This window comes from Novosphingobium sp. Fuku2-ISO-50, assembly GCF_001519055.1.
Classification (GTDB): domain Bacteria; phylum Pseudomonadota; class Alphaproteobacteria; order Sphingomonadales; family Sphingomonadaceae; genus Novosphingobium.
Genome location: NZ_KQ954292.1, coordinates 101,488 through 125,065 on the forward strand (window position 1 = coordinate 101,488; position 23,578 = coordinate 125,065).

Annotated in this window: 21 protein-coding genes; 13 read left to right on the forward strand and 8 right to left on the reverse strand. The window is 66.1% G+C overall.

Annotated features, from left to right (window positions below; all coding sequences use genetic code 11):
* Window positions 1–58 precede the first annotated feature (58 nt).
* The 6 genes from hisS to metK all read left to right on the forward strand — a co-directional run bounded on the left by hisS (window position 59) and on the right by metK (window position 7,506).
* Window positions 59–1,318, forward strand: coding sequence for a histidine--tRNA ligase (hisS, locus tag AQZ50_RS11845; RefSeq protein WP_067746674.1), 1,260 nt, complete (start codon window positions 59–61; stop codon window positions 1,316–1,318).
* Window positions 1,315–2,385: a peptide chain release factor 1 gene (gene prfA / locus AQZ50_RS11850; protein ID WP_067746675.1), complete on the forward strand. Its 1,071-nt coding sequence runs from the start codon at window positions 1,315–1,317 to the stop codon at window positions 2,383–2,385. Before hisS ends, prfA begins: the two co-directional genes overlap by 4 nt.
* Complete coding sequence (gene prmC / locus AQZ50_RS11855) at window positions 2,385–3,239, forward strand: peptide chain release factor N(5)-glutamine methyltransferase (protein WP_067746676.1); 855 nt, start codon at window positions 2,385–2,387, stop codon at window positions 3,237–3,239. Before prfA ends, prmC begins: the two co-directional genes overlap by 1 nt.
* A 255-nt stretch (window positions 3,240–3,494) precedes the next feature.
* Window positions 3,495–4,583, forward strand: a complete 1,089-nt coding sequence (locus tag AQZ50_RS11860; RefSeq protein WP_231730247.1) for a DUF4167 domain-containing protein — start codon at window positions 3,495–3,497, stop codon at window positions 4,581–4,583.
* 70 nt (window positions 4,584–4,653) lie between these two features.
* Entirely contained in the window at window positions 4,654–6,246 is a 1,593-nt protein-coding gene (lnt, locus tag AQZ50_RS11865; RefSeq protein WP_082703615.1) for an apolipoprotein N-acyltransferase, read from the forward strand.
* Between the two features lie 39 nt (window positions 6,247–6,285).
* A complete protein-coding gene (metK, locus tag AQZ50_RS11870; protein ID WP_067746678.1) occupies window positions 6,286–7,506 on the forward strand; it encodes a methionine adenosyltransferase in 1,221 nt (406 codons plus the stop codon).
* A 40-nt stretch (window positions 7,507–7,546) separates the two neighbouring features.
* Here metK and AQZ50_RS11875 read toward each other — a convergent pair whose 3' ends face one another.
* Entirely contained in the window at window positions 7,547–8,833 is a 1,287-nt protein-coding gene (locus tag AQZ50_RS11875; RefSeq protein WP_067746679.1) for an acyl-CoA dehydrogenase family protein, read from the reverse strand.
* Entirely contained in the window at window positions 8,833–10,173 is a 1,341-nt protein-coding gene (locus AQZ50_RS11880; protein ID WP_067746680.1) for a phosphotransferase family protein, read from the reverse strand. Before AQZ50_RS11880 ends, AQZ50_RS11875 begins: the two co-directional genes overlap by 1 nt.
* 237 nt (window positions 10,174–10,410) lie before the next feature.
* Here AQZ50_RS11880 and AQZ50_RS11885 point away from each other — a divergent pair, with 237 nt between their 5' ends.
* Complete coding sequence (locus AQZ50_RS11885) at window positions 10,411–11,430, forward strand: serine hydrolase (protein WP_067746681.1); 1,020 nt, start codon at window positions 10,411–10,413, stop codon at window positions 11,428–11,430.
* Window positions 11,431–11,674: 244 nt separating this feature from the next.
* On the opposite strand, the gene AQZ50_RS11890 is transcribed toward AQZ50_RS11885, so the two are convergent.
* The gene (locus AQZ50_RS11890; RefSeq protein ID WP_067746682.1) at window positions 11,675–11,863 is read right to left on the reverse strand and encodes a hypothetical protein; all 189 of its coding nucleotides are present in this window, start codon (window positions 11,861–11,863) and stop codon (window positions 11,675–11,677) included.
* On the opposite strand from AQZ50_RS11890, the gene AQZ50_RS20480 reads away from it, so the two are divergent.
* Window positions 11,862–12,245, forward strand: a complete 384-nt coding sequence (locus AQZ50_RS20480; RefSeq protein ID WP_156427343.1) for a hypothetical protein — start codon at window positions 11,862–11,864, stop codon at window positions 12,243–12,245. The two genes, AQZ50_RS11890 and AQZ50_RS20480, sit on opposite strands and share 2 nt — an antisense overlap.
* Complete coding sequence (polA, locus tag AQZ50_RS11895; RefSeq protein ID WP_067746683.1) at window positions 12,155–14,995, forward strand: DNA polymerase I; 2,841 nt, start codon at window positions 12,155–12,157, stop codon at window positions 14,993–14,995. Before AQZ50_RS20480 ends, polA begins: the two co-directional genes overlap by 91 nt.
* Before the next feature lie 8 nt (window positions 14,996–15,003).
* Here polA and AQZ50_RS11900 read toward each other — a convergent pair whose 3' ends face one another.
* The 5 genes from AQZ50_RS11900 to gluQRS form a co-directional block, all read right to left on the reverse strand.
* On the reverse strand, window positions 15,004–15,378 hold the full coding sequence (locus AQZ50_RS11900; protein WP_369801415.1) for a DMT family protein: 375 nt from the start codon (window positions 15,376–15,378) through the stop codon (window positions 15,004–15,006).
* Window positions 15,379–15,557: 179 nt separating this feature from the next.
* Window positions 15,558–16,430 (reverse strand): 3-hydroxybutyryl-CoA dehydrogenase, encoded by an 873-nt coding sequence (locus AQZ50_RS11905; protein WP_067746684.1) that lies wholly within the window; start codon window positions 16,428–16,430, stop codon window positions 15,558–15,560.
* Window positions 16,431–16,508: 78 nt separating this feature from the next.
* Window positions 16,509–17,087 carry a cob(I)yrinic acid a,c-diamide adenosyltransferase gene (locus tag AQZ50_RS11910; RefSeq protein ID WP_067746685.1) on the reverse strand — a complete coding sequence of 193 codons (579 nt, stop codon included), beginning with the start codon at window positions 17,085–17,087 and terminating at the stop codon, window positions 16,509–16,511.
* 21 nt (window positions 17,088–17,108) lie between these two features.
* On the reverse strand, window positions 17,109–17,342 hold the full coding sequence (locus AQZ50_RS11915) for an HIG1 domain-containing protein (RefSeq protein ID WP_067746686.1): 234 nt from the start codon (window positions 17,340–17,342) through the stop codon (window positions 17,109–17,111).
* A complete protein-coding gene (gene gluQRS / locus AQZ50_RS11920) occupies window positions 17,339–18,211 on the reverse strand; it encodes a tRNA glutamyl-Q(34) synthetase GluQRS (RefSeq protein WP_369801420.1) in 873 nt (290 codons plus the stop codon). The genes AQZ50_RS11915 and gluQRS overlap by 4 nt, the downstream gene beginning before the upstream one ends.
* A gap of 495 nt (window positions 18,212–18,706) precedes the next feature.
* Between gluQRS and guaA the strand changes: the two genes are divergently transcribed.
* From guaA to AQZ50_RS11940, 4 genes are read left to right on the forward strand one after another with little or no spacing between them, the layout of a single operon-like run.
* Complete coding sequence (guaA, locus tag AQZ50_RS11925; RefSeq protein WP_067746687.1) at window positions 18,707–20,266, forward strand: glutamine-hydrolyzing GMP synthase; 1,560 nt, start codon at window positions 18,707–18,709, stop codon at window positions 20,264–20,266.
* The gene (locus tag AQZ50_RS11930; protein ID WP_231730248.1) at window positions 20,263–20,748 is read left to right on the forward strand and encodes a DsrE family protein; all 486 of its coding nucleotides are present in this window, start codon (window positions 20,263–20,265) and stop codon (window positions 20,746–20,748) included. The genes guaA and AQZ50_RS11930 overlap by 4 nt, the downstream gene beginning before the upstream one ends.
* A gap of 21 nt (window positions 20,749–20,769) precedes the next feature.
* A complete protein-coding gene (locus tag AQZ50_RS11935; RefSeq protein ID WP_067746688.1) occupies window positions 20,770–21,192 on the forward strand; it encodes a group II truncated hemoglobin in 423 nt (140 codons plus the stop codon).
* 33 nt (window positions 21,193–21,225) lie between these two features.
* A complete protein-coding gene (locus tag AQZ50_RS11940) occupies window positions 21,226–23,562 on the forward strand; it encodes a heavy metal translocating P-type ATPase (protein WP_067746689.1) in 2,337 nt (778 codons plus the stop codon).
* The last annotated feature ends 16 nt before the right edge of the window (window positions 23,563–23,578 follow it).

Here is a 23,578-nt window from a genome sequence, read left to right on the forward strand (position 1 = left end):
CTGCCGACACGTTCCGCCGCCTTTTCTTGTGATCGCCGTTCCGCTAAGCGCGCGGGTCATGAGCAATCCAAAAGACAGCGCGCGCCAAACCGGCGCCCGGACGGAAACGCCCCAGGCCATTCGCGGAACGCAGGACATCTTCGGCCCCGAGGCGGAAAGCTTTGGCCACGTCGTCGAGACGTTTGACCGTGTGCGCCGGCTCTATCGCTTTCGCCGCGCCGAGATGCCGGTGTTCGAAAAGACCCAGGTGTTTTCGCGGAGCCTTGGCGAAACCACCGATGTCGTGTCGAAGGAAATGTATTCGTTCGACGATCGCGGCGGCGAATCGCTGACGCTGCGCCCCGAATTCACCGCCGGGATCGCCCGCGCCTATCTGACCAACGGCTGGCAACAGTACGCGCCGGTGCGGCTGGCCACGCATGGGCCGCTGTTCCGTTATGAGCGCCCGCAAAAGGGCCGCTATCGCCAGTTTCACCAGCTCGATGCCGAAGTGATCGGTTCGGCCGATCCGCAGGCCGATGTCGAGCTGCTGTGCCTGGCCGATCACCTGCTTGGCGAACTCGGCATTGCCGACGGCGTGACACTGCATCTCAACACGCTGGGCGATGCCCCTAGCCGCGAGGCCTGGCGCACCGCGCTGATCGGCTATTTCCGCGATCATCGCGCCGATCTGAGCGAGGATTCGCAGGATCGGCTCGAACGCAACCCCTTGCGCATCCTCGATTCGAAAGACCCGCGCGACAAGCCGTTTACCGCCGATGCGCCGCGCATCGACGATTACCTGTCGGGCGAAGCGCAGGATTTCTTCGGACGGGTGACCAGCGGGCTCGATGCGGCGGGTGTCGCCTGGACGCGCGCACCGGCACTGGTGCGCGGGCTCGACTATTATCGGCACACCGCGTTCGAATTCGTCACCGACCGGCTCGGCGCGCAGGGCACCGTGCTGGGCGGCGGACGCTATGACGGGCTGATCGAAGCGCTCGGCGGCCCGCACACCCCGGCAGTCGGCTGGGCGGCGGGAATCGAGCGGCTGGCCATGCTGGTCGGCGCGAAAGGCGAAGCCCCCGCCGACGTGGTCATCGCGGTCGAAGACGATGCCGCGCTCGATGCCGGGCTGCGCGCGCTGGCCGCCTTGCGCCGGGCGGGCCTGTCGGGTGACATCGTCTCGTCGGGAAGCCCGCGCAAACGCTATGACAAGGCGACGAAAATCCCGGCCAGAGTGATCGCCGGGCTGTCGCTGGTCGAAGGCCTGCCGCAATGGCGGCTGCGCGGCGACGATGCGGCGCAGGCGCGATTCCGGGCCATCCTTGCCGCATGACGATCGCCGATACCCGGCTGGAACAGATCGGCGCGCGCTTTGCCGAGCTTGAGGCACGGCTTGCCTCGGGCACGCTCGAAGGCGAAGCGTTCATCGCCGCCAGCCGCGACTATGCCGAGCTGGAGCCGGTGGCCCATGCCGCGCGCCATGTCCGCGATTTGCGCGAAGAGCTGGCCGGGCTCGCCGGGCTGGGCGACGGCGATGCGGAAATGCGCGCGCTGGCCGACGAGGAAGCCGCGCGCATCCGCAGCGAATTGCCCGAGGCCGAACACGCGCTGGCGCTCGCCATGCTCCCGCACGACAGCGCCGACATGCGCCCGGCGATGCTTGAAATCCGCGCCGGAACAGGCGGCGACGAAGCCGCGCTGTTCGCCGCCGATCTCTATCGCATGTACGAGCGCTATGCCGCCGAACAGGGCTGGCGCGTCGAAATGATCTCCGCCAACGTCAGCGACATCGGCGGGTTCAAGGAAGTCGTCGCGCATATCGCGGGGCAAGGCGTATTCGCCAAGCTGAAATACGAAAGCGGGGTCCACCGCGTCCAGCGCGTGCCCGTAACCGAAAGCGGGGGGCGCATCCACACTTCGGCGGCGACGGTCGCCGTGCTGCCCGAGCCTGACGAAGTCGATGTCTCGATCGACGACCGGGATCTCAAGATCGACATCTATCGCGCCTCGGGCGCGGGCGGGCAGCATGTCAACACCACCGATTCGGCGGTCCGCATCACCCACTTGCCCACCGGCATCGTCGTGATCCAGCAGGACGAGCGCAGCCAGCACAAGAACCGCGCCAAGGCGATGCAAGTCCTGCGCACGCGGGTCTATGACATGCGCCGCGCCGAAGCGCAGGGCGCCGAAGCCGAAGCGCGCCGGGCGATGGTCGGATCGGGCGACCGCTCGGAACGCATCCGCACCTACAATTTTCCGCAAGGGCGCGTCACCGATCACCGTATCAACCTGACGCTGCACCGCCTGCCCGAAATTCTGGCCGGGCCCGGCCTTGGCGAACTGATCGATGCGCTGATCGCCGAGGATCAGGCGAAGCGGCTGGCGGCGATGGACGCGTGATGACCGTTTCCGCAGGGCTGGCCGACGCGGCCCGGCGCCTCGCTCAAACCAGCGACACCGCGCGACTCGATGCCGAAGTGCTGATGGCCCATGCGCTCGGCGTGACCCGGTCGGAGCTGATCCTGCGCCATCTGCGTGATCCGGTGCCGACAGCTTTTGCCGCGCTGATCGAACGGCGGCTGGGGCACGAGCCGGTCGCCTATATCACCGGGCATCAGGAATTCTGGGGGCTCGACCTGGCCGTCGGCCCGGCGGTGCTGATCCCGCGCGGCGATTCGGAAACGTTGATCGAGGTCGCCGTCGACCGGCTGCGCGATCGCCCGCCCGCGCGGGTGATCGATCTGGGCACCGGGTCGGGCGCCTTGCTGCTCGCCGCGCTCAGCCATTGGCCGCAGGCGACGGGAATCGGGATCGACCGGTCGGAGGCGGCGCTGGCCGTGGCCGGGGCCAATGCCGAAGCGCTGGCTTTGCGCAACCGGGCGCGGATGATCGCCGCCGACTGGACTCAAGAAGGGTGGGCCGACGGGCTGGGGCGCTTTGACCTCGTGCTCGCCAACCCGCCTTATGTCGAAAGCGGCGCAGCGCTGGACGCTTCGGTCGCGGCTCACGAACCGCACGGCGCGCTGTTTGCGGGGCCGCAGGGTCTGGACGATTATCGCGTTATCCTTCCGCAGCTTGAACGCCTGTTGAACCCCGGCGGGGTCGCGCTGGTCGAGATCGGCTGGACGCAAGGAGAGGCGGTCTGCGCGCTGGCCCGCGAGGCCGGCATGACGGCGCGCGTCCATGCCGATCTGGCGCAAAGGCCCCGCGTTGTCGAAATTGTCATCGAAATTGACCAAATTCCGGGAAATTGAATGAATATTTCGCTTGGCAAGGCGAAGTCGCGCCACTAATTAGCGGCGCAGACAGGGGGACGGATGATCGCTTCCCGCCCCGGTCTGCTCCACCATTTGCGATGCTTGCTCGGCCTTCCGTCGAAACAAGGCAGATGCTGGGAATAACCCGCCCGCCTCGTCGCGGCGTGGGAGCGTAGGCAAAGGTTGCGCTGCATCTGGGCTATCCCGCAATGATCGGACAAGCCCCTGACGATAGCCCACCGAAACAAGGACGTGCCTGAGTTGAACAACAATCGTGGGAACAACAACCGTCGGCGCGGGCGCGGCAACAACAACCGTGCGCCGGGCGGCGGTCAACAGGTTAACCGGATCGACAGCCGCGCCCGGGGCAACGCCCCGCAGCTTCTGGAGAAATATCGCAAGCTGGCGCAGGATGCCCATCTCAATGGCGACCGCGTTCAGGCTGAATACTATCTTCAGTTTGCGGACCACTATTTCCGCGTGACCGCCGATGCCCGCGTGCGTCTGGAAGAACAGCGCCTGCGCCAGAACGGCGGCCAGAGCGGCGCCCCCGGCTACCAGAACGGCGGCAGCGTCAGCGGCGATCGCTGGCAGGACGAAGACGGCGAAGACGAAGCGCTCGAATTCGGCATGGACGCCAATTTCGCGCCCTACGAACGCGCCCCGCAACAGCGCCGCGAAGAACAGCCCCGCCGTGAAGATCAGGCCCGTCGTGAAGATCAGGCCCGCCGCGAAGACCGCGAACCGCGCGAATATCGCGGCCAGCGCGATAACCGTGACCAGCGCCAGCCCGTGCCGGTCGCCGCCGAAGCCCCGGTTCCGATCGAAGGCGTGCGCGTCGATGAAGGCGAACCGATTGCACCGGTCGCCGACAATCCCTTTACCCGCGATTCGCGCGGGCCCCGTGGTCCGCGCGGCCGCAACGATCGCCGCGGCGGTCGCCGTGCCGAAAACGATGCGCCCCGCTTCGATACGCCCCGTGCCGATGCGCCCCGTGCCGATGCGCCCCGTGCCGATGCGCCCCGTGCCGATGCGCCCCGTATCGAAGCCGAGCGCGCGCCCGAAGCCGCGCCGTTTTTCGATCCCGCCAGCCTGCCGCCCGCCATCGGCGTGCGCACCGAGAGCGTGATCGAAGCCCCGGCCCGGCCCGAGCGCATCCGCGCGCCAAAGCCGGTTGCCGCTCCGGCCCCTCCCATTGAAACACGCGCCATTGAAACACGCGCCGTGGAAGCCGCTGCTCCTGCCGCAGAAGCAGCGGCAGAAACGCCCGCCGCGCCGAAAAAGCGCGGTCGCCCGCGCAAGAACCCGCTGCCCGAAGCCAAAGTAGACGCCGAAGGCTGATCCGGGCCGAACCGGCGGAATGCATGACGATCCATCCGTGCATCCCGCCGGTTCCGCGCATGCCGGGCGCATGGGCATGATCCCCAAACCTCTCCTGCGCCGGCTGGCGCCCCTGCTGCTGGGTGCCGCATCGGCCACCGGGTTTCAGCCCTTGATGCTGTGGCCCGCGGCGCTGGCAGCGCTCGCGTTGTTGCTGGTGCTGATCGATCCGGCCCCGCGCGCGCGCGATGCGGCGCGCATCGGCTGGCTGTTCGGGGTCGGGCATTTCACGCTCGGCAACACCTGGATCGCCACCGCCTTTACCTATCAGGCGCAGATGCCCGCCTGGCTCGGCTGGATCGCGGTCGTGCTTCTGGCGCTCTATCTCGCGGTCTATCCCGCGCTGGCGACGCTGACAGCATGGACCTTGCGCCGCCGCACCGGGATGGCCCTCGCGCCCGCGCTGGCGGCAAGCTGGATCGTCACCGAATGGCTGCGCGGCTGGCTGTTTACCGGTTTTCCCTGGAATCCGCTCGGCGCGGTCGCGCTCGGTCCGTTCGACCGGCCCGGCCTTGCCCGCATCGCCGCGTGGTGCGGTACATATGCGCTGTCGGGCGTCGTCGTGCTGCTGGCCGGGCTGTGGCTTTGGGCCTGGCAACAGGCGCACGCGGGTCGGCGCGCATCGGCGCTGCTGGCCGGACTGATCCCGCCCGCGCTGCTGCTTGTACCGCTGGGCGGCGCGCCGGGTGACAGCCCGCTCGCCTACACATTGGTCCAGCCAAACCTCAAGCAGGACGAGATCAACAACCCGCGCCTTTATGAAAGCCAGTTTCGCAATCTGGCGAGCCTGTCGCGGCGCCTGCCCGAAAACGGATCGGGCCCGCGAATCGTGCTCTGGCCCGAAGGCGCGGTGCCCGATTACCTGCGCCCCGGCTATGACCCGATCTGGTATGCCGAAACGACCTATGGCGGCGATCCCGAACTGGCGCGCAGACGCATGGGCGACGTGATCGGCCCCGGCAGCCTGCTGATGACCGGCGCCACCGACCTGACACTGACCAATCGCCAAGTGACCGGCGCCTGGAACGTCATCACGCTGATCGACCCCGCCGGTACGATCCGGGGCAGCTATGCCAAGGCGCATCTCGTGCCCTTTGGCGAATACCTGCCCTTTCGCGAATGGCTGACCCCGCTGGGGCTGTCGCGGCTGGTTTCGGGCGATCTCGATTTTCAGTCCGGTCCGGGCCCGCGCACGATTGCGCCTGAAAGTTTGGGCACGCCGGGGACCTGGGGGCGGGCAGGCTTTCAGATCTGCTATGAAATCATCTTTCCCGGCCATGTCGCCGATCGCGCCGATCGGCCCGACTATATCTTCAACCCCTCGAACGATGGCTGGTTCGGGGCCTGGGGCCCGCCGCAACACCTGGCCCAGGCGCGGCTGCGCGCGATCGAGGAAGGCCTGCCGGTCCTGCGATCGACCACGACCGGAATCAGCGCGGTGATCGACGCAGGCGGCGGCGTGCGGCGCTTTATCGCGCGCGGAAACGCGGCGCGTGTCGACGGCTATGTGCCCGGGGCCCTGCCCCCCACGCCGTTTGCGCGGTTTGGCAATATGCTGTCGCTTGCCTGGTCCGTAGCAGTTCTTGTGTCAGCGCTGGTTGCAACGCGGCGTAAGGCTCGCTAAAGGCCCCCACATAAAGAAACCTTTATATGTGGTGTGGCAATGCGCAGCGACTACCTCTTTACCTCCGAAAGCGTTTCCGAAGGCCACCCCGACAAGGTCGCCGATCAGATCAGCGACGCGATCGTCGACTTGTTCCTCGCCAAAGACCCCGAAGCGCGCATCGCCTGCGAAACACTGACGACGACGCAGCTGGTCGTGCTGGCCGGCGAAATCCGCGGCGCCGGGATCATGGATACCGAGGGCAACTGGGCCCCCGGCGTTCCGGAAGAAGTCGAACAGGCCGTGCGTGAAACCGTGCGCCGCATCGGCTATGAACAGGCCGGGTTCCACTGGAAGACCTTCCGCTTTGAAAACAACCTGCATCCGCAGTCCGCGCATATCGCGCAGGGCGTCGATGCCGGCGACAACAAGGACGAAGGCGCCGGCGATCAGGGCATCATGTTCGGCTTTGCCTGCGACGAGACGCCCGATCTGATGCCGGCGACGCTCTATTACAGCCACAAGATCCTCGAACAGCTCGCCGCCGATCGCCATTCGGGCGCCGCGCCGTTCCTCGAACCCGATGCCAAGAGCCAGGTCACGCTGCACTATGTCGACGGCCGCCCGGTCGAAGCGACCGCGATCGTCGTGTCGACCCAGCACAAGGCCGGCTGGGACGAAGGCGCCAAGGATGCCGAACTCAAGGCCTGGGTCAAAGCCGCGATCGCCAAAGTGATCCCGGCGAACCTGCTGACTGCAAACACCGTCTATCACATCAATCCAACCGGCAGCTTTGAAATCGGCGGCCCCGACGGCGACGCCGGGCTGACCGGGCGCAAGATCATCGTCGACACCTACGGCGGCGCCAGCCCGCACGGCGGCGGCGCTTTTTCGGGCAAGGACCCGACCAAGGTCGACCGGTCGGCCGCCTATGTCACGCGCTACCTCGCCAAGAACGTCGTGGCCGCCGGGCTTGCCCACCGCTGCACGATCCAGGTGTCCTATGCCATCGGCGTGGCGCAGCCGCTGTCGCTCTATATCGACACCCACGGCACCGGCACGGTTTCCGACGAAGCGATCGAAGCAGCCGTGACCAAAGTCGCGCATGATCGCCTCGGCGGGCTGACCCCGCGCGGCATCCGCGTCGCGCTGGGCCTCAACAAGCCGATCTATTCGCCGACCGCAGCCTACGGCCATTTCGGCCGCAAGCCCGTTGGCGACCTGTTCCCCTGGGAACGCACCGACCTGGTCGAAGACCTCAAGGCCGCTGCGGGGGTCTGACCTCTTTTCCTGATCCTCCCCCCGTCCGTGCGGGGGAGGATCAGGCGTATTGCGCCTTTTTCGGGCCCATATAGCCGAACAGAAATCCGGCTACCTTGCGCATCTGGATCTCTTCGGAGCCTTCGGTGATGCGATAGCGGCGGTGGTGGCGATAGATGTGTTCAAAGGCCTTGTGCCGCGAATAGCCGATGCCGCCATGCACCTGCATCGCGCGGTCGGCGGCTTCGCAACACAGCCGGTTCGCCCAGTAATTGCACATCGACACTTTGTCCGACAGCTCGCGCTCGATCGCGCGATGGTCCATGCGATCCATCTCCCACGCAGTCTTGCGGATCAACAGGCGCAGCATCTCGGCCTGCGTCGCCAGTTCGACGAGCGGAAACTGAATCGCCTGGTTGCGCGCCAGATCCTCGCCAAACGGTTTGCGAGTGCGCGCATAGCGCACCGCTTCCTCGATGCAGTACGTCGCCGCGCCAAGCGATGAGGCCGCCTGGCGAATGCGGTTCTGGTGCACAAAGCTTTGCGCGATGGCGAGCCCGCCGCCGACGGGGCCCAGAATCGCGCTTTCGGGCACCCAGACATCGGTAAACGACACGCGCGGGTGATCGGTCGGCATGTTGAACGTCCACAAGTATTCCTCGACCACCAGCCCCGGCGTCGCGGCTGGAACGAGGAAACAGGTGATCCCGCGCGCATCGCCGTCCGCCCCGCTGGTGCGGGCAAATGTCGCGCAATGCGTCGCCACGTGCATCCCCGTGGTCCACATCTTTTCGCCGTTGATCAGCCACCCCGCCACGCCGTCGCGCGTTTCGGGCCGCGCGCGGGTTTCCATGTGCGTCGCATCGGAGCCATGATCGGGCTCGGTCAGGCCGAACGCCGTGCGGCGCGTGCGCTCAAACCCGCCGAAAATGAATTCCTTTTGCTGTTCCTCGGTGCCGAAATGTTCGAACATGGCAACGAACGGGAAATTGCCGACGATCGAATGCTCGTTTTGCAGATCGTTGTGCAGGCCGAGACCCTTTGCGGCGAAATGCTCGCGAATCACCGCCATCCACACGTTCGAACCGTCTTTGCCGCCATATTTCTTCGGCGCGGAAAAGCGCCAGTGCCCCGCCGTGTCGGCGCGCAGGCTCGCCTTGATCAGCAGGTCTTCCCAATCGTGGCGCGGCAGACCGCCGTTTTCGAAATCGGTACGCGCCCATTCGCGACGGTGATCGAAAAAGCGGATGTTGTCGTCGGCCTGTTCGAGCGGTTTGATCTCCGCCTCGATAAAGGCGTCAAGTTCGGCCAGATAGGCCAGAAGATCGGCGGGCAGGTCAAAGTCCATCAGGCGTGCTCCCATCGGGCGCGGGCAACCGCCAACGCCGGGTATTTCGGCATGTCGCAGGCAAGCGTCGCCAGCGCGCGACGCTTGAGGTCGGCAAGCAGGCCGGGGGTCGTCAGCCCGACCTCGCCTGCCATGATCGCGCGGGCGAGCGCCGCGTCCGATGTCGCCGGGCGCCCGGCCAGTTCGCGCCGGACAATGCCGAGCGCGTTCTGCGCCACGGCCAGTTCCCAGCGTTCGCGCCCGTCGAGACGCGGCTTGACCGTCGCGGCGAGCCATTCGCCGACTGCGGTCAGAATCTCGATGGCATCGGGTTCGCCCTCGCCCACGCTGACCGGTTGCGCGGCAGGGGGCAGGGCGCGGGCGCGCTCGGCCTCGGGCGCGTCGCTTTCGAGCAGGAGCAACAAGTCCAGCTCCTGCTCCGGCGCGCGCCGGGCAACCACCACCCGCTCCAGCGACCGATCGGCACCCGAACGCCAGGCCTTGCCCATTTCAAGACAGCCCAGCGCCCACCACACCGTGCGATAGATCAGCCAGAAGCGGAACCGCGCCGGATCGAACCGCTCTCCGCCCGCCGCCTCATAGGCGCGGGCAAGGCTCGCTACGTCGGTCAGCCCAAATCCCTGTTTGTCGAGCCGGCCAAAGCGCCAGACGGTCATGCAGCCAAAGGCAAGATCTTCGTGCCCATCGCCCAGATGCGCCAGTTCCCAGTCGAGCACGCCCGACAGATGCCCGTCGTGAACCATGACATTGCCGATGCGCAGATCGCCATGGACCACGCGCGGCGGCACGTCGGGCGGCAGATGGGCTGCAAGCCAGGCGAGCCCGAGCGCAATGATCGGCCGATCGCCGCCCGCCGCTTCGAATTGCGCGGTCAGCCGGGCCAGACCGCTTCGCGAATCGAGCCGCGGCAAGTGATTCGCCCCGGCCGGATCGAGCGCATGGATTCGCGCCATGGCCGTTGCGATTTCGGCCGCCAGCACAGGAGGAGAGGACAGCGCGGATTCGGGATCGGCGCTGCCCGGCAGGCAGGCCATGACAAAGCCGATGCCCAGCCCGTCTTCGGGCACCAGTTCGAGCACCACTTCGGGCGCCGGAACGCCGCCTGCCTTGGCCAGGCGAATCACCCTTGCCTCGCCCGCCATATCGAGCGCGCGCCCGGCGAGCCAGTCGGCAGACGGCGCGCGGCGCAGCACAAAGCGGTCCGCGCCACAGGAAAACAGCCACGATTCCATGTTTGCGCCGCCCGACAGGCGGGTCAGACCGGTCACCGCGCCATGATGCCCGGCGCGCGCCAAGGCCTTGCCAAGCGCCCCGGCCAGCTCGCCGCTGTCCTGATTCATGCATCCTCCACAACTCGATCTCGCCGGAGCCGGTCGTGCCGAGTTCGATCGACTATCCTTAATCGCTTGATTAAAGTCCAGCGGGGATTTTGTGGCGGGTCCGGCCAGTCGCCCCGCAGCCGCGTCCGGATGACTACCAAGGTCTTTCGCCGGGAATCGCAATCGGTTAGAAACCAGTTTCGAGTAACACCTTTCCATGCGTGGCGGCCGGGCCGCTTCGCGATACCAGGGGCGGCTATGTTGGGGCGCAAGTTTCGTATTCAAAAGCTCTCGCTGGCTGCCGTCGCCTTGGCGGCGGTTCCCGCGCTCCTTGCCACGATACCGCAAGTGCAGAGCCGGGCCCCGGCCACTGCGCCCGATCAGCGCGACATGGCGATCCAGCAAGCGGTCGAGGCGATTACCGCGCGCGCGCATGGCCGAATCGGCGTCGCGGCGGCCGATCTCGATGGCGGCGGCCAGGTCCTGATCAACGGCGACATGCCTTTCCCCATGGCCAGCACGGCCAAGATCGCGGTCGCCGGGACATTCCTGACCGGCGTCGAACAGGGCCGCTTTCGGCTCGACCAGTCGTTGCCGATGATGATGCCCGTGGCCGAACGCCGCGAACGCGGTTCATCCGCCCCGTTGCGCGCCGGGCCGGTGATGTCGGCGCAACAGTTGATGGAACTGATGATCACGCGCAGCAACAACAACGCCACCGACGGCTTGATCACGGCGGTCGGCGGGGTGAGCACGGTCAATGCCTGGCTGGCCAGGAACGGGATCGTCGGCCAGCATCTCGACAGCACGATGGCAACGCTTGTGCGCGATGACGGACACGTCAATCCGGCCAAGACGATCGACACCCGCACCGCCAGCACGCCGCGCGCGATGCTGGCGCTGCTGTCCGCCATCGACCGGGGCACCGCGCTCAGCCCGCAATCGCGCGCGGTGCTGCTCGACACGATGACCCGTACCAGCACGGGCAAGAATCGCATGCGCGCCGGCCTGCCCGACGGCACCGTGTTTGCGCACAAGACCGGAACTCTGGCCGGCGTGACCGACGATGTGGGGATCATCCGCCTGCCCGACGGCCGTCATCTCGCTCTGGCGATCTTTATCGCCGGGCCCGAAAGCCACACCAGCCACGCCATGATGATCGCCGACATCACCCGCGCCCTCTATGACGGCTATGCCAAGGCAGACACCGCGTATGCGCGGGCCGATGGCTATGTACGCGGCGCGCCGCACGGTCAGCCAACGCAAAACCGCCGCTGATTTTCGCACTGATCTAAAAGCCGGGGCCTGAAAGCAGGGGCCTGAAAGCAGGGGCCTGAAAGCAGGTCCGGCAAACGGGAAAAAGGGCGCTTTCCGGCGCCTTTTTTCATGTCCGGCTTTCATGTCCGGCAGGGCCGACACGCGAACAGCGCACAAAGAAAGGGAGCCCGGCCCGTCGGCCAGACTCCCTTTCCTATACTCCGTCGAGCAGACGGCGCCGGTAACCTGCCCTTGCGGGCAAGGATTACATCTTGGCGGCAGTGCTCGAATCGGCGGCTGCGGCCGAGCTGGCGTCTGCAGCGACGTCCGAAGCGTCAGCCGAACCGGTGTCGGTGGCTTCAACAGAGGCTTCGGTGGCTTCCGGAGCCTTCTCCGAGCAGCCCGCGAGAGCAAAAGCGGTGCCGGCGACAGCGGCGAGGATGAGCTTGCGCATGCGTTACAATCCCTGGATTGAAGTGAACCGCGCCGGGCAAGCAGCCCGCCGCAAAGCCTACTCTGGCGATAGACTTCTCGCCCCAATTAATCGGCAATTCATCGCGTTGCAAGCGTTCAACGCATCTTCGGCCACACCCTTGTCATATCGCGTGGGAAGCCAAGGCTTTTTTGTGCAGTTGCAGCGCCAGCGACAGGCCGACGCGCATGAGAGCCAAACCGTTGATGCCGCTCGGCACGATCAGGCAAATGACCTCTGGCCAATTTTGATTCAGCCTCTAACAGAAAGCCGATGGACGCCCAGCCCAAGCCCCGCAATCACCTCTATCTCGTCGATGGATCGGCCTACATCTTTCGCGCCTATCATCGGCTGCCGCCGCTGACCAATCCGGCCGGCACGCCGGTCGGCGCGGTCTATGGCTATACCACGATGCTGTGGAAGCTGGCCGAAGATCTCCATGCAGCACAAGGGCCTACGCATCTGGCGGTCGTCCTCGACAAAGGCTCGATCACCTTTCGCAACGCGCTGTACGAGGCCTACAAGGCCCATCGCCCGCCCCCGCCCGAAGACCTGGTGCCGCAGTTTCCGCTGATCCGCGATGCGACCCGCGCCTTCAGCCTCGCCTGCATCGAAGAGGCGGGGCTTGAAGCGGACGATCTGATCGCATCCTATGCCCGCGCGGCCTCGGCGCGCGGCTGGGACGTGACCATCGTTTCGTCGGACAAGGATCTGATGCAGCTGATCGGCGAGGGCCCCGACGGATCGCGCGTCGACATGCTCGACACGATGAAGAATCAGCGCATCTTTATCCCCGAAGTGGTCGAAAAGTTCGGCGTGGTGCCGGAAAAGGTCGGCGACGTGCTCGCGCTGATGGGCGATGCAGTCGACAATGTGCCGGGGATTCGCGGCATCGGGCCCAAGACCGCGACCAAGCTGATTCAGGAAAACGGCGATCTCGAAACGGCGCTGGCCAGCGCGCCGACGATGAAGCCGGGCAAGCTGCGCGAAAGCCTGATTGCCGAAGCCGACATGGCGCGCCTGTCGCGCAAGCTGGTCGCGCTGAAAGAAGACTGCGATCTGCCGACCCCGCTCGACGATTTCGAGCTCGGCCCGATTCCCCCCGAGCCGCTTGCCGCATTCCTTGGCACACATGGCTTTACCAGCCTGCTCAGAAAGCTGGGCCAGCGTGCTGCGGCGGCGGTGGCTACGACCCCGGCTGCGGCGAACGATCCCGCCGCGACCGCCCCCGCTCCAATCGGCAGCCGCCAGCCGCTGCCCGAATGGCCCGCGATCGACCCTGCCGCCTATCCGTGCGTGCAGGACGTGCCCGCGCTCGAAGCGTGGATCGCGCGCGCCTTTGCCGCAGGCGTGGTGGCGATCGATACCGAAACGAGCGCGCTCGACGCGGTCGGCGCGGATCTGGTCGGGATCAGCCTGGCGACCGGGCCGGGCGAGGCCTGCTACATCCCGCTGGGCCACCATGGCAGCGACATGTTTGCCGAGGCGCCGACCCAGATCGACCGCGCCACCGCCTGCCGCCTGCTCAGGCCGCTGCTCGAAAGCGACGCAGTGATGAAAGTGGGGCAGAACATCAAGTACGATCTGGTCGTGCTGGCGCGCCATGGCCTCACCGTCGCGCCGATCGACGATACCATGGTGATGAGCTTCTGCCTCGATGCCGGGCGCGGCGACACCATGCCCTGGGGCCATGGCATGGACGAATTGTCCGAACGCCACCTCGACCACAGGACGATCACCTTCAAGGAGGTCGCGGGCACCGGCAAAAAGGCGATCTCGTTCGCCGAAGTGGCTCTGCCCGATGCCACCCGCTATGCCGCAGAGGACGCCGAAGTGACCTGGCGGCTGCATCAGGTCTTCGCGCCCCGGCTGCCCGACGAAGGCGGGACACGCATCTACCAACGCGTCGACCGCCCGCTGGTGCCGGTGGTGGCGCGGATGGAAGCCGCCGGAATCAAGGTCGATCGTCAGCGGCTGGCCGGTCTGTCGGGCGAATTCGCCACGCGCATCGCCGATCTCGAAGCGGTGATTCACGAAAAGGCCGGTGGCCCGTTCACGATCGGCAGCCCCAAACAGCTTGGCGACGTGCTGTTCGACCGGCTCGGCTACAAGGGCGGCAAGAAGGGCAAGAGCGGGCAATATTCGACCGATCAGTCGGTGCTCGAAGCGCTTGCCGCAGACGGCGCCGAAGTGCCCTCGCTGGTGCTCGAATGGCGCCAGCTGTCCAAGCTCAAATCGACCTATACCGACGCGCTGCAGGCCGCGATCAGCCCGATGACGGGGCGCGTTCACACCAGTTATTCACTGGTCGGCGCGCAGACCGGGCGCCTGTCGTCAACCGATCCCAATCTGCAGAACATCCCGGTGCGCACCGAAATCGGCCGCCAGATTCGCGATGCCTTCGTCGCCGAGCCCGGCCATGTCCTGCTTTCGGCGGACTATAGCCAGATCGAATTGCGGCTCGCGGCGCACATGGCCGATGTCCCGGCGCTGAGGGAAGCCTTTGCCAATGGCGAAGACATCCACGCGCGCACCGCGATGGAGCTGTTCGGCGAAGTCAACCGCGATACGCGCGGCCGCGCCAAGACGATCAATTTCGCGATTCTCTACGGCATCAGCCGCTGGGGCCTCGCCACCCGGCTCGGCACCACGGCGGACGAGGCGCAAGCGATGATCGACCGCTATTTCGAACGGTTTCCCGGCATTCAGCGCTATATCCACGAAACGCTCGAACAAGTCCGCGAATGCGGCCATTCGACCACGCTGTTCGGCCGCAAGACCTGGTTTCCCCGCATCGCGTCGAAAACCCAGGCCGAACGCGCCGGCAGCGAACGCGCCGCGATCAACGCCCCGATCCAGGGCACCTGCGCCGACATCATCAAGCGCGCGATGGCCCGGATGGAGCCCGCGCTCGCCGCAGCGGGCCTCGGCCACGTGCGCATGCTGCTGCAAGTCCACGACGAACTGGTGTTCGAACTGCCCGAAGCCGATGTCGCCGCCGCCAGCGCGGTGATCGAACGGATCATGGCAGGGGCCGCCGAACCGGCAGTCAAGCTGTCGGTCCCGCTCGGCATCGACATCGGCCACGGCGCCTCATGGGGCGCCGCGCACTGACGGGAACGTTACCGCCCCAGAAACATGAAGCCGACCGCGCCGATCAGGCAGCCGAACGCGGCAAAATGGCGCCAGTGCAGCGGTTCGCCCAGCACCACAACCATGAATACGCCGAAAATGACCAGCGCGATCACTTCCTGCACGACCTTGAGCTGACCCGCGCTCCATCCGGCGGCAAAGCCCGCGCGGTTGGCGGGCACGGCGAGGCAATATTCGAAAAACGCGAGGCCCCAGCTGATCGCGATCACCATCGGCAAAGGCCGCGCCTCTGCAACGACGATGCCGCCGCGCAAATGCCAGTACCAGGCCGTGGTCATGAACGTATTGGACGCGATCAGCAGGAGAATGGTCTGCACGAAGGGCCTTTCGCAGGCTGAAATCATGCGCAGACATGGGGCGGCAAGTCCATGCGGACAAGCGGCATTTCCCGGCGGGACGCAGTGGGGCGGGGAAAAGGAACTCCGCGCGCCCAGGGCGACGGGCAATTGGGGTGCGCGATGGAGCGCGCGGAGCAGGCGAAAGGTCTCATCGCCGCCTGCCCCGCGCAACTCGGGGTGATTGCTTAGCGGGTCGGCACGGGCTCCGCGCCGCTGTAATCATAGAACCCGCGCCCGGTCTTGCGGCCGAGCCAGCCGGCTTCGACATATTTGACCAGCAGGGGCGCCGGGCGATATTTCGAATCGCCGGTCGAAGCGAGCAGCACACGGACGATTTCGAGGCAGGTGTCGAGCCCGATGAAATCCGCCAGTTCGAGCGGGCCCATCGGATGATTGAGCCCGAGGCGGACGCCCTTGTCGATGTCGGCCACGCTCGCCGTGCCGCTGCCGAGGACAAAGCACGCCTCGTTGAGCATCGGCACGAGGATGCGGTTTACGATGAAGCCGGGCTCGTCCTGCGACAAGACGACTTCCTTGCCCAGCCGATCGGCGGCAAAGGCGCGCACCGCCTCGATCGTGGCGGGCGCAGTGGCAAGACCGGGGATGATCTCCACCAGCTTCATCACCGGCACGGGGTTGAAGAAATGGACGCCGACAAAGCGAGTCGGATCGGTTGTGCCGGCGGCCATGCGGGTGATCGGGATCGAGCTGGTGTTCGACGCGAGAATGGCCTGGGGGCCGAGCACTTTGCCCGCGGCTTCGAAAATGCGCGCCTTGATCTCTTCGCGCTCGGTCGCCGCTTCGACGATCAGATCGGCTTCGGCCATCGGCGCGTAGTCGGCGACCGGCTGAATCAGCGCGAGCGCGCTGTCGGCGGCGGCGGCGGTGATCTTTTCCTTTTCGACCAGCCGGGCGAGGCCCTTGGCGATTTTCGCCTTTGCCTTTTCGGCCAGCGCGATGTCGACATCGCACAGCAAGACCGAAACCCCGGCCTGCGCCACGACCTGGGCAATCCCTGCGCCCATCTGGCCTGCGCCGATCACACCAACTTTGTTCATCGCGGACTCCTTTGCAAACGCCAATACGCGCTGCCTCTGCCTGAACGACAGCGCCTCGTCATTGATCCTGCGCGCTATTCAGGCGCGCGAGGCGCCCGGCACCCACAGCGGATCGGCCCCGGCGTTGATCGCACGCGCCAGCACGAACAAGTAGTCCGACAGGCGGTTGAGATACGTCAGCGCAGCGGGATTGACCGGCTCGGCCACCGCCAGCGCGGCAAGCGCGCGTTCGGCGCGGCGCGCGATCGCGCGGGCGAGATGGACCCGCGCCGCCGGTTCGCTGCCGCCGGGCAGGATAAAACTCCTGAGCGGGGGCAAGGTGGTATTGTGGCGGTCTATCGCCGATTCCAGCCAGTCGACTTGCCCCGGCACAATGCGCAAGACCATGTCGGACGGCGCAAAATCGGGCGTATCAAAGGCGCCGAGCGGCGTGGCGAGATCGGCGCCAAGGTCGAACAGGTCGTTCTGGATACGCTCCAGCTCGCCCGCGATATCCGCCTTGACCGCCAGGACGGCAAGACCGAGCGCGCTGTTGAGTTCGTCCACTTCGCCAATGGCGACCATGCGCGCGTCATACTTCGCGCGGCGCGAGCCATCGACGAGGCCGGTCGTGCCGTCATCGCCGGTACGCGTGTAGATCTTGTTGAGCTTGACCACGAAAGCCGCCTCTTGCGCCGGTTACTTGTGCCCGCCGACGGCAAGCAGAATCGCCACCACGACGATCGCCAGCCCCTGATACTTGATGCGGTTCATCATCATCCGGTTCTGCAGGAGCTGCATGTCCTTGATGCCCGCATCGCCCAGTTCCAGCCCTTTGCGCGTGGTCTGCATAAAGGCATAAATGCCCCGCCCCAGCGACCAGACGACAAGGCCCATAAGGACGAGCAGGACGGGGGTGAGGATAAGGATCATGCCGCCATGTCTACGTATTCGGACAAGGAAATGCCAGCGTCAAATCGGGCAGCGCGCAAGCTTGCGGCGAGCGCCGCCCCGCTCTCGCCCGCGCAGCGCCGATCGGCCAGCGCGGGGGCGCCGCGCCGCTTGGCCAGCTTGCGCCCGTCCGCTTCGATCAGCACCGGGTGATGATGCCAAACGGGCACGGGCAGGCCGAGCAGGGCCTGCAGCAGGCGATGGACGTGGCTCGCGTCAAACAGATCCGCCCCGCGCGTCACCACGCTGATTCCATCGGCGGCATCGTCGAGCGTCGCGGCCAGATGATAGCTGGCCGGGGCATCCTTGCGCCACAGCACGACATCGCCAAACAAACCCGGATTGGCGACCTGCAATCCGCGCCGTTCATCGCGCCAGGTCAGCTCTCCGGTCAGTTCTCCCGTCAGCGGCAGCGCCCGCTGCATGTCGAGTCGCCAGGCGACATCGGGGCCGGGCGCGATGGGCGTGTGCAGGCATGTCGAGGGATAGATCGGGCCATCGGGACCCATGCGGACCGCGTTTCGGGCAATATCGGCGCGGGTGCAGCGGCACGGATAGACGAGGCCCATCGCCCGCAGCGAATCGAGCGCGGCGCGATAATGAGGAACACGGCTCGATTGCGGCGGCACTTCGCGCCAGGTCAGGCCCAGCCAGGCGAGATCCTCGCGGAATTCGTCGGCAAGCTCGGGGCGGCTGCGTGCGCCATCGATATCTTCGATTCGCAGAAGAAATTCGCCGTTTCCGCTTCGCGCGCGATCATGCGCGACGATCGCCGCATAGGCATGGCCCAGATGCAGCGGCCCATTGGGGCTGGGGGCAAAACGGGTAATCGGATCGGTCACGACGCCGATATGGAACGCACAGCGCAAAAATGCAAAACGACGTATAAATGCAAAACGACTGGCCCAAAGGGTAGTACAAAGCCCCCCGGGCCAGCCGCTGTGCGGGAAGATCGGTTGCCGAACCGGATCACGCAAATCGTCAAACATCTGGCCAACCCGGCAAAAACCGGGCCCTTGCTGGCCAAAACGCTTAAACGAGCGTGGCGGTGAACATCAGGCCGCTGATACCAGCGGCAAGGATGATCGGCAGCACGATTGTCGTAATGCTGCGCATGGTGTCCTCCTGATTATGAGGCTCTTCCAGGCGTCTCCCAAAGTTCGGCGCGCCGGCAGGGTGTAATGCAGGAGCAACTGAACGAGGCCGCCAATACGCCATTTGGCGTATATGACAATTGATCATAAAGCGCTGACAGTTGCAGATTCAACAATCGCTTGGTCCGCAGAGTTGCCGGACACCCTCCCCCAAGACTGGACAGGCGGCCCCCACCTCTCTATCCGCCAGCCATGAGCATCGAGCCCAGCGAATCCATCCTGATCGTCGATTTCGGCAGCCAGGTGACCCAGCTAATCGCGCGCCGCGTGCGCGAAGCCGGCGTCTATTCCGAAATCGCCCCCTATACCCAGGCCGAAGCGGCATTTGCCCGCATGAAGCCAAAGGGCATCATCCTGTCGGGCTCGCCCGCCAGCGTGCCGGAAGACGGCAGCCCCCGCGCTCCGCAAGTGCTGTTCGACAGCGGACTGCCGATTCTGGGCATCTGCTATGGTCAGCAAGTGATGAGCCAGCAACTCGGCGGACAAGTCGAACCCGGCGATTCGGGCGAATTCGGACGCGCCTATCTGACCGTGACCGAGCCTTGCGTCCTGTTCGACGGGCTGTGGCAAGTCGGTGAACGGCATCAGGTGTGGATGAGCCATGGCGACAAGGTCACCACTTTTGCCCCCGGCTTCCGCATCGTCGCGGTGTCCGATGGCGCACCCTTTGCGGTCATCGCCGATGACGAGCGCAAATATTACGGCACCCAGTTTCACCCCGAAGTCGTCCACACGCCCGACGGCGGCAAGCTGATCGCCAATTTCGTGCGCCATGTCTGCGGCTGCCACGGCGAATGGACGATGGCCGAATTCCGCAAGACCAAGATTGCCGAAATCCGCGAGACGGTCGGCGATGCCCGCGTGATCTGCGGCCTGTCGGGCGGAGTCGATTCGGCGGTTGCCGCGGTGCTGATCCATGAAGCGATCGGCGATCAGCTGACGTGCGTGTTCGTCGATCACGGCCTGATGCGGCTGGGCGAGGCCGAACAGGTCGTCAGCCTGTTCCGCAACCATTACAACATCTCGCTGGTTCACCGCGACGCCTCGACGCTGTTCCTCAATGGCCTGGCGGGCGTCACCGACCCCGAGGCCAAGCGCAAGTTCATCGGCAAGACTTTCATCGACGTGTTCGAGGAAGAAGCGCGCCAGGTCGGCGGGGCCGATTTCCTGGCGCAAGGCACGCTCTATCCCGACGTGATCGAAAGCGTGTCGTTCACCGGCGGGCCTTCGGTAACGATCAAGAGCCATCACAATGTCGGCGGCCTGCCCGACCGCATGAACATGAAGCTGGTCGAACCCTTGCGCGAACTGTTCAAGGACGAAGTCCGCGCGCTGGGTCGCGAACTGGGCCTGCCCGACGTGTTCGTCGGCCGCCATCCCTTCCCCGGCCCCGGCCTCGCTATCCGCATCCCCGGCGAAGTGACTCGCGAACGCTGCGACATCTTGCGCAAGGCCGACGCGGTCTATCTCGACGAGATCCGCAAGGCGGGCCTCTACGATGCGATCTGGCAGGCCTTTGCGGTCTTGCTGCCGGTGCGCACGGTCGGCGTGATGGGCGATTTCCGCACGTATGATTCGGTCTGCGCCTTGCGCGCGGTGACCTCGACCGACGGCATGACCGCCGATGTCTATCCCTTCGACGCCGGTTTCCTGTCGCGCGTCGCCACGCGCATCGTCAACGAAGTCAAAGGCATCAACCGCGTCGTTTACGACTACACGTCAAAGCCGCCCGGCACGATCGAGTGGGAATGAGCGCGCGCGCCCTCCGCAGCGGCCTTTGGGCGGCAATGTTCGGGCTCGGCCTCGTCCTGGCAACGACGGCGCAGGCGCATGGGCCCGACACGGCGGCTGGGAGCGGTGGCTATTACACATTCCAAAAAGTCGTCTATCAAAACGACGGTGGCTGGCCCGACAACAAGGCCTATTTTCAGCGCTTTTTGCACCACCTTGCCGCCCATATCGCGGCCACCGACGGCAAAGTGGAAATCCGGGTGGTCGATTTCGCGGCGGGCGTGCAGCTTTTCGTGATGGCGCGCGACGATGCGGACCTGGCCAAATCGATCGACAGCTTGCGCAGCCAGGGCGTCCGTTTCCTCATTTGCAGCAACACGCTGCGCGCCATGAAGCTGACCCCGGCTGACCTTTATGGTGTAAAAGAGGATGATCTGGTGCCCAGCGGCGTCGCCGAAATCGCACGATTGCAAGGTCTTGGCTTCGTTTACATTCACCCCTAGGGCGACGACGGGACGCGAGCGATGACCACACCTGACGAAACGCCCGTAACGCCTTATGCCGCGCTGGGCGGCGAGGCGATGGTCCGCGCACTGGTTGCCCGTTTCTATGCCTTGATGGACACATTGCCCGAGGCGGCGGCGGCCCGCGCCATTCATCCCCCTTCGCTGGTACAGGCGGAAGAGAAACTGGTCGAATACCTGACCGGCTGGCTCGGCGGCCCGCCGCTCTATACCGACAAATACGGCCATCCGCGTCTCAGAAGCCGCCATTTCATAGCCCCCATCGGCCGCGCCGAAATCGAGGGCTGGCTCTTGTGCTTTCATCAGGCGTGGCACGAAAACGTGCCGCCTTCGCCGCTGGCCGATGCCATACTGGACAAGATCGACGCGCTGGGCTGGCACATGGCCAACCAGCCCGCCGATACCGGGAGCGGAGCGGGCTGAGCAATCGGGGGCCGTGAGGGAAAAGCTTTGACGATGAGCACTTGCGACACCCACGACCATGACCCGGCCTCGCAGGCTACGGTCCGCGACCCGGTTTGCGGCATGACGGTCGATCCGGCCACCACGGCGCACCATGCCAGCCTTGACGGGCACGACTATCATTTCTGCTGCGCCGGATGCCGCACGAAATTCCTCGCCGATCCGCGCAAATACCTTGAACCCGCCCCAGCGTCGGCTCCGGCTCCGGCCAATACCAATGCCGTCTGGACTTGCCCGATGGACCCGCAAGTGCGGCAGGATCACCCCGGCGCCTGTCCGATCTGCGGCATGGCGCTGGAGCCGGAGCTGGCCGAGGCCCATGCCGGGCCGGGCGACGAATACCTCGACATGCGGCGCCGTTTCGCCATCGCCGCCGTGCTGACCGCGCCGGTGTTCGTGCTCGAAATGGGCAGCCATGTCGTGCCCGCACTGTCGCGCCTGATCGCGCCGGAAACCTCGCACGGGGTGCAGGCGGTGCTGGCGACGCCGGTCGTGCTGTGGGCCGGATGGCCGTTCTTCGTGCGCGGCTGGGTTTCGCTGAAAACCCGCCATCTCAATATGTTTACCCTGATCGCGATGGGGACGGGCGTCGCCTGGCTGACCAGCATGGTCGCGCTGCTGATGCCCGGCGCATTCCCGGCGGCATTTCGCGACAGCATGGGCATGGTGCCGGTCTATTTCGAATCCGCCGCGATGATCACCGTGCTCGTGCTGCTGGGTCAGGTGCTCGAACTCGGCGCACGCGACCGCACCTCGGGCGCGATCCGCGCGCTCCTCAGCCTTGCCCCGAAGACCGCGCGGCGCATCATGCCCGATGGCGGGGACGAAGACGTGGCGCTCGATACCGTCTCGATCGGCGACCGCCTGCGCGTGCGTCCGGGCGAAAGCGTGCCGGTCGACGGCGTAGTGATCGAGGGCCGATCGTCGCTCGACGAATCGATGGTGACGGGCGAATCGATGCCGATCACGCGCACAGTCGGCGACCGGGTGATCGGCGGCACGCTCAACCAGACCGGCGCGCTGATCGTGCGGGCAGACAAAGTCGGGCGTGAGACCATGCTGGCGCGCATCGTCCAGATGGTGGCCGAGGCGCAGCGGTCGCGCGCACCGATTCAGCGGCTCGCCGATCGGGTCGCGGGATGGTTTGTACCGGCAGTGGTGACCTTGGCGATCCTCGCCTTTTGCGCCTGGGCCATCTGGGGCCCGGCGCCGCGTCTGGCGCATGGGCTGGTCGCAGGGGTCGCGGTGCTGATCATCGCCTGCCCTTGCGCGCTGGGCCTGGCGACACCGATGTCGATCATGGTCGGCGTCGGGCGCGGGGCGGGCCTCGGCGTGCTGATTCGCAATGCGCAGGCGCTCGAACGGATGGAAAAAGTCGACACGCTGGTCGTCGACAAGACCGGCACGCTGACCGAGGGCCATCCCGCCGTCACCGCGATCGTTCCCGCCGCAGGGTGGAACGAAGCCGATGTGCTGCGGCTGGCCGCAGGGGTGGAAAGCCTGTCCGAACATCCGCTGGCGCGCGCCATCGTCGATGCGGCCAAGGCGCGCGGGATGGCGATTCCCGCCGCCGCCGACTTCGATTCGCGCACCGGCAAAGGCGCGCAAGCCACCGTCGAAGGCAAGCGCGTCAGGCTCGGCCAGGCGCGCTTTCTGGGCGATGGCGGCCTCGATGTCACGCCGCTCGGCGCAGCGGCGGACGGCTTGCGCGAGGATGGCACCACCGCCGTTTTCGTCGGCATCGACGGGGCAGTTGCCGGAGTCATCGGCATTGCCGACCCGATCAAGGCCATGACGCAAGCCGCGCTTGCCGCGCTGCGTGCCGAGGGCATCCGCGTCGTCATGCTGACCGGCGACAACCGCATTACCGCCGAAGCCGTCGCCCGCCGCCTCGGCATCGCCGAAGTCGAGGCCGACATCCTGCCCGACGGCAAAGGCGCGGTGATCGAACGGCTGCGCAGCGAGGGGCACATTGTCGCCATGGCCGGCGACGGGGTAAACGATGCGCCCGCGCTGGCGGCGGCGGACATCGGCATTGCCATGGGCACCGGCACCGATGTCGCGATCGAAAGCGCCGATGTCACGCTGCTCAAGGGCGATCTGTCGGGCATCGTCCGCGCCCGCCGGTTGAGCCGGGCCACGATGCGCAATATCCGCCAAAACCTGCTCTTTGCCTTTGTCTACAACGCCGCCGGCATCCCCATCGCGGCAGGCGTGCTCTATCCGTTTACCGGCACGCTGCTATCGCCCACCATCGCGGCGGCGGCCATGGCGCTGTCCTCGTTCAGCGTGGTGACCAATGCGCTGCGGCTGAACCGGGTGCCCATCTAACGATAGAGGCCCGGTT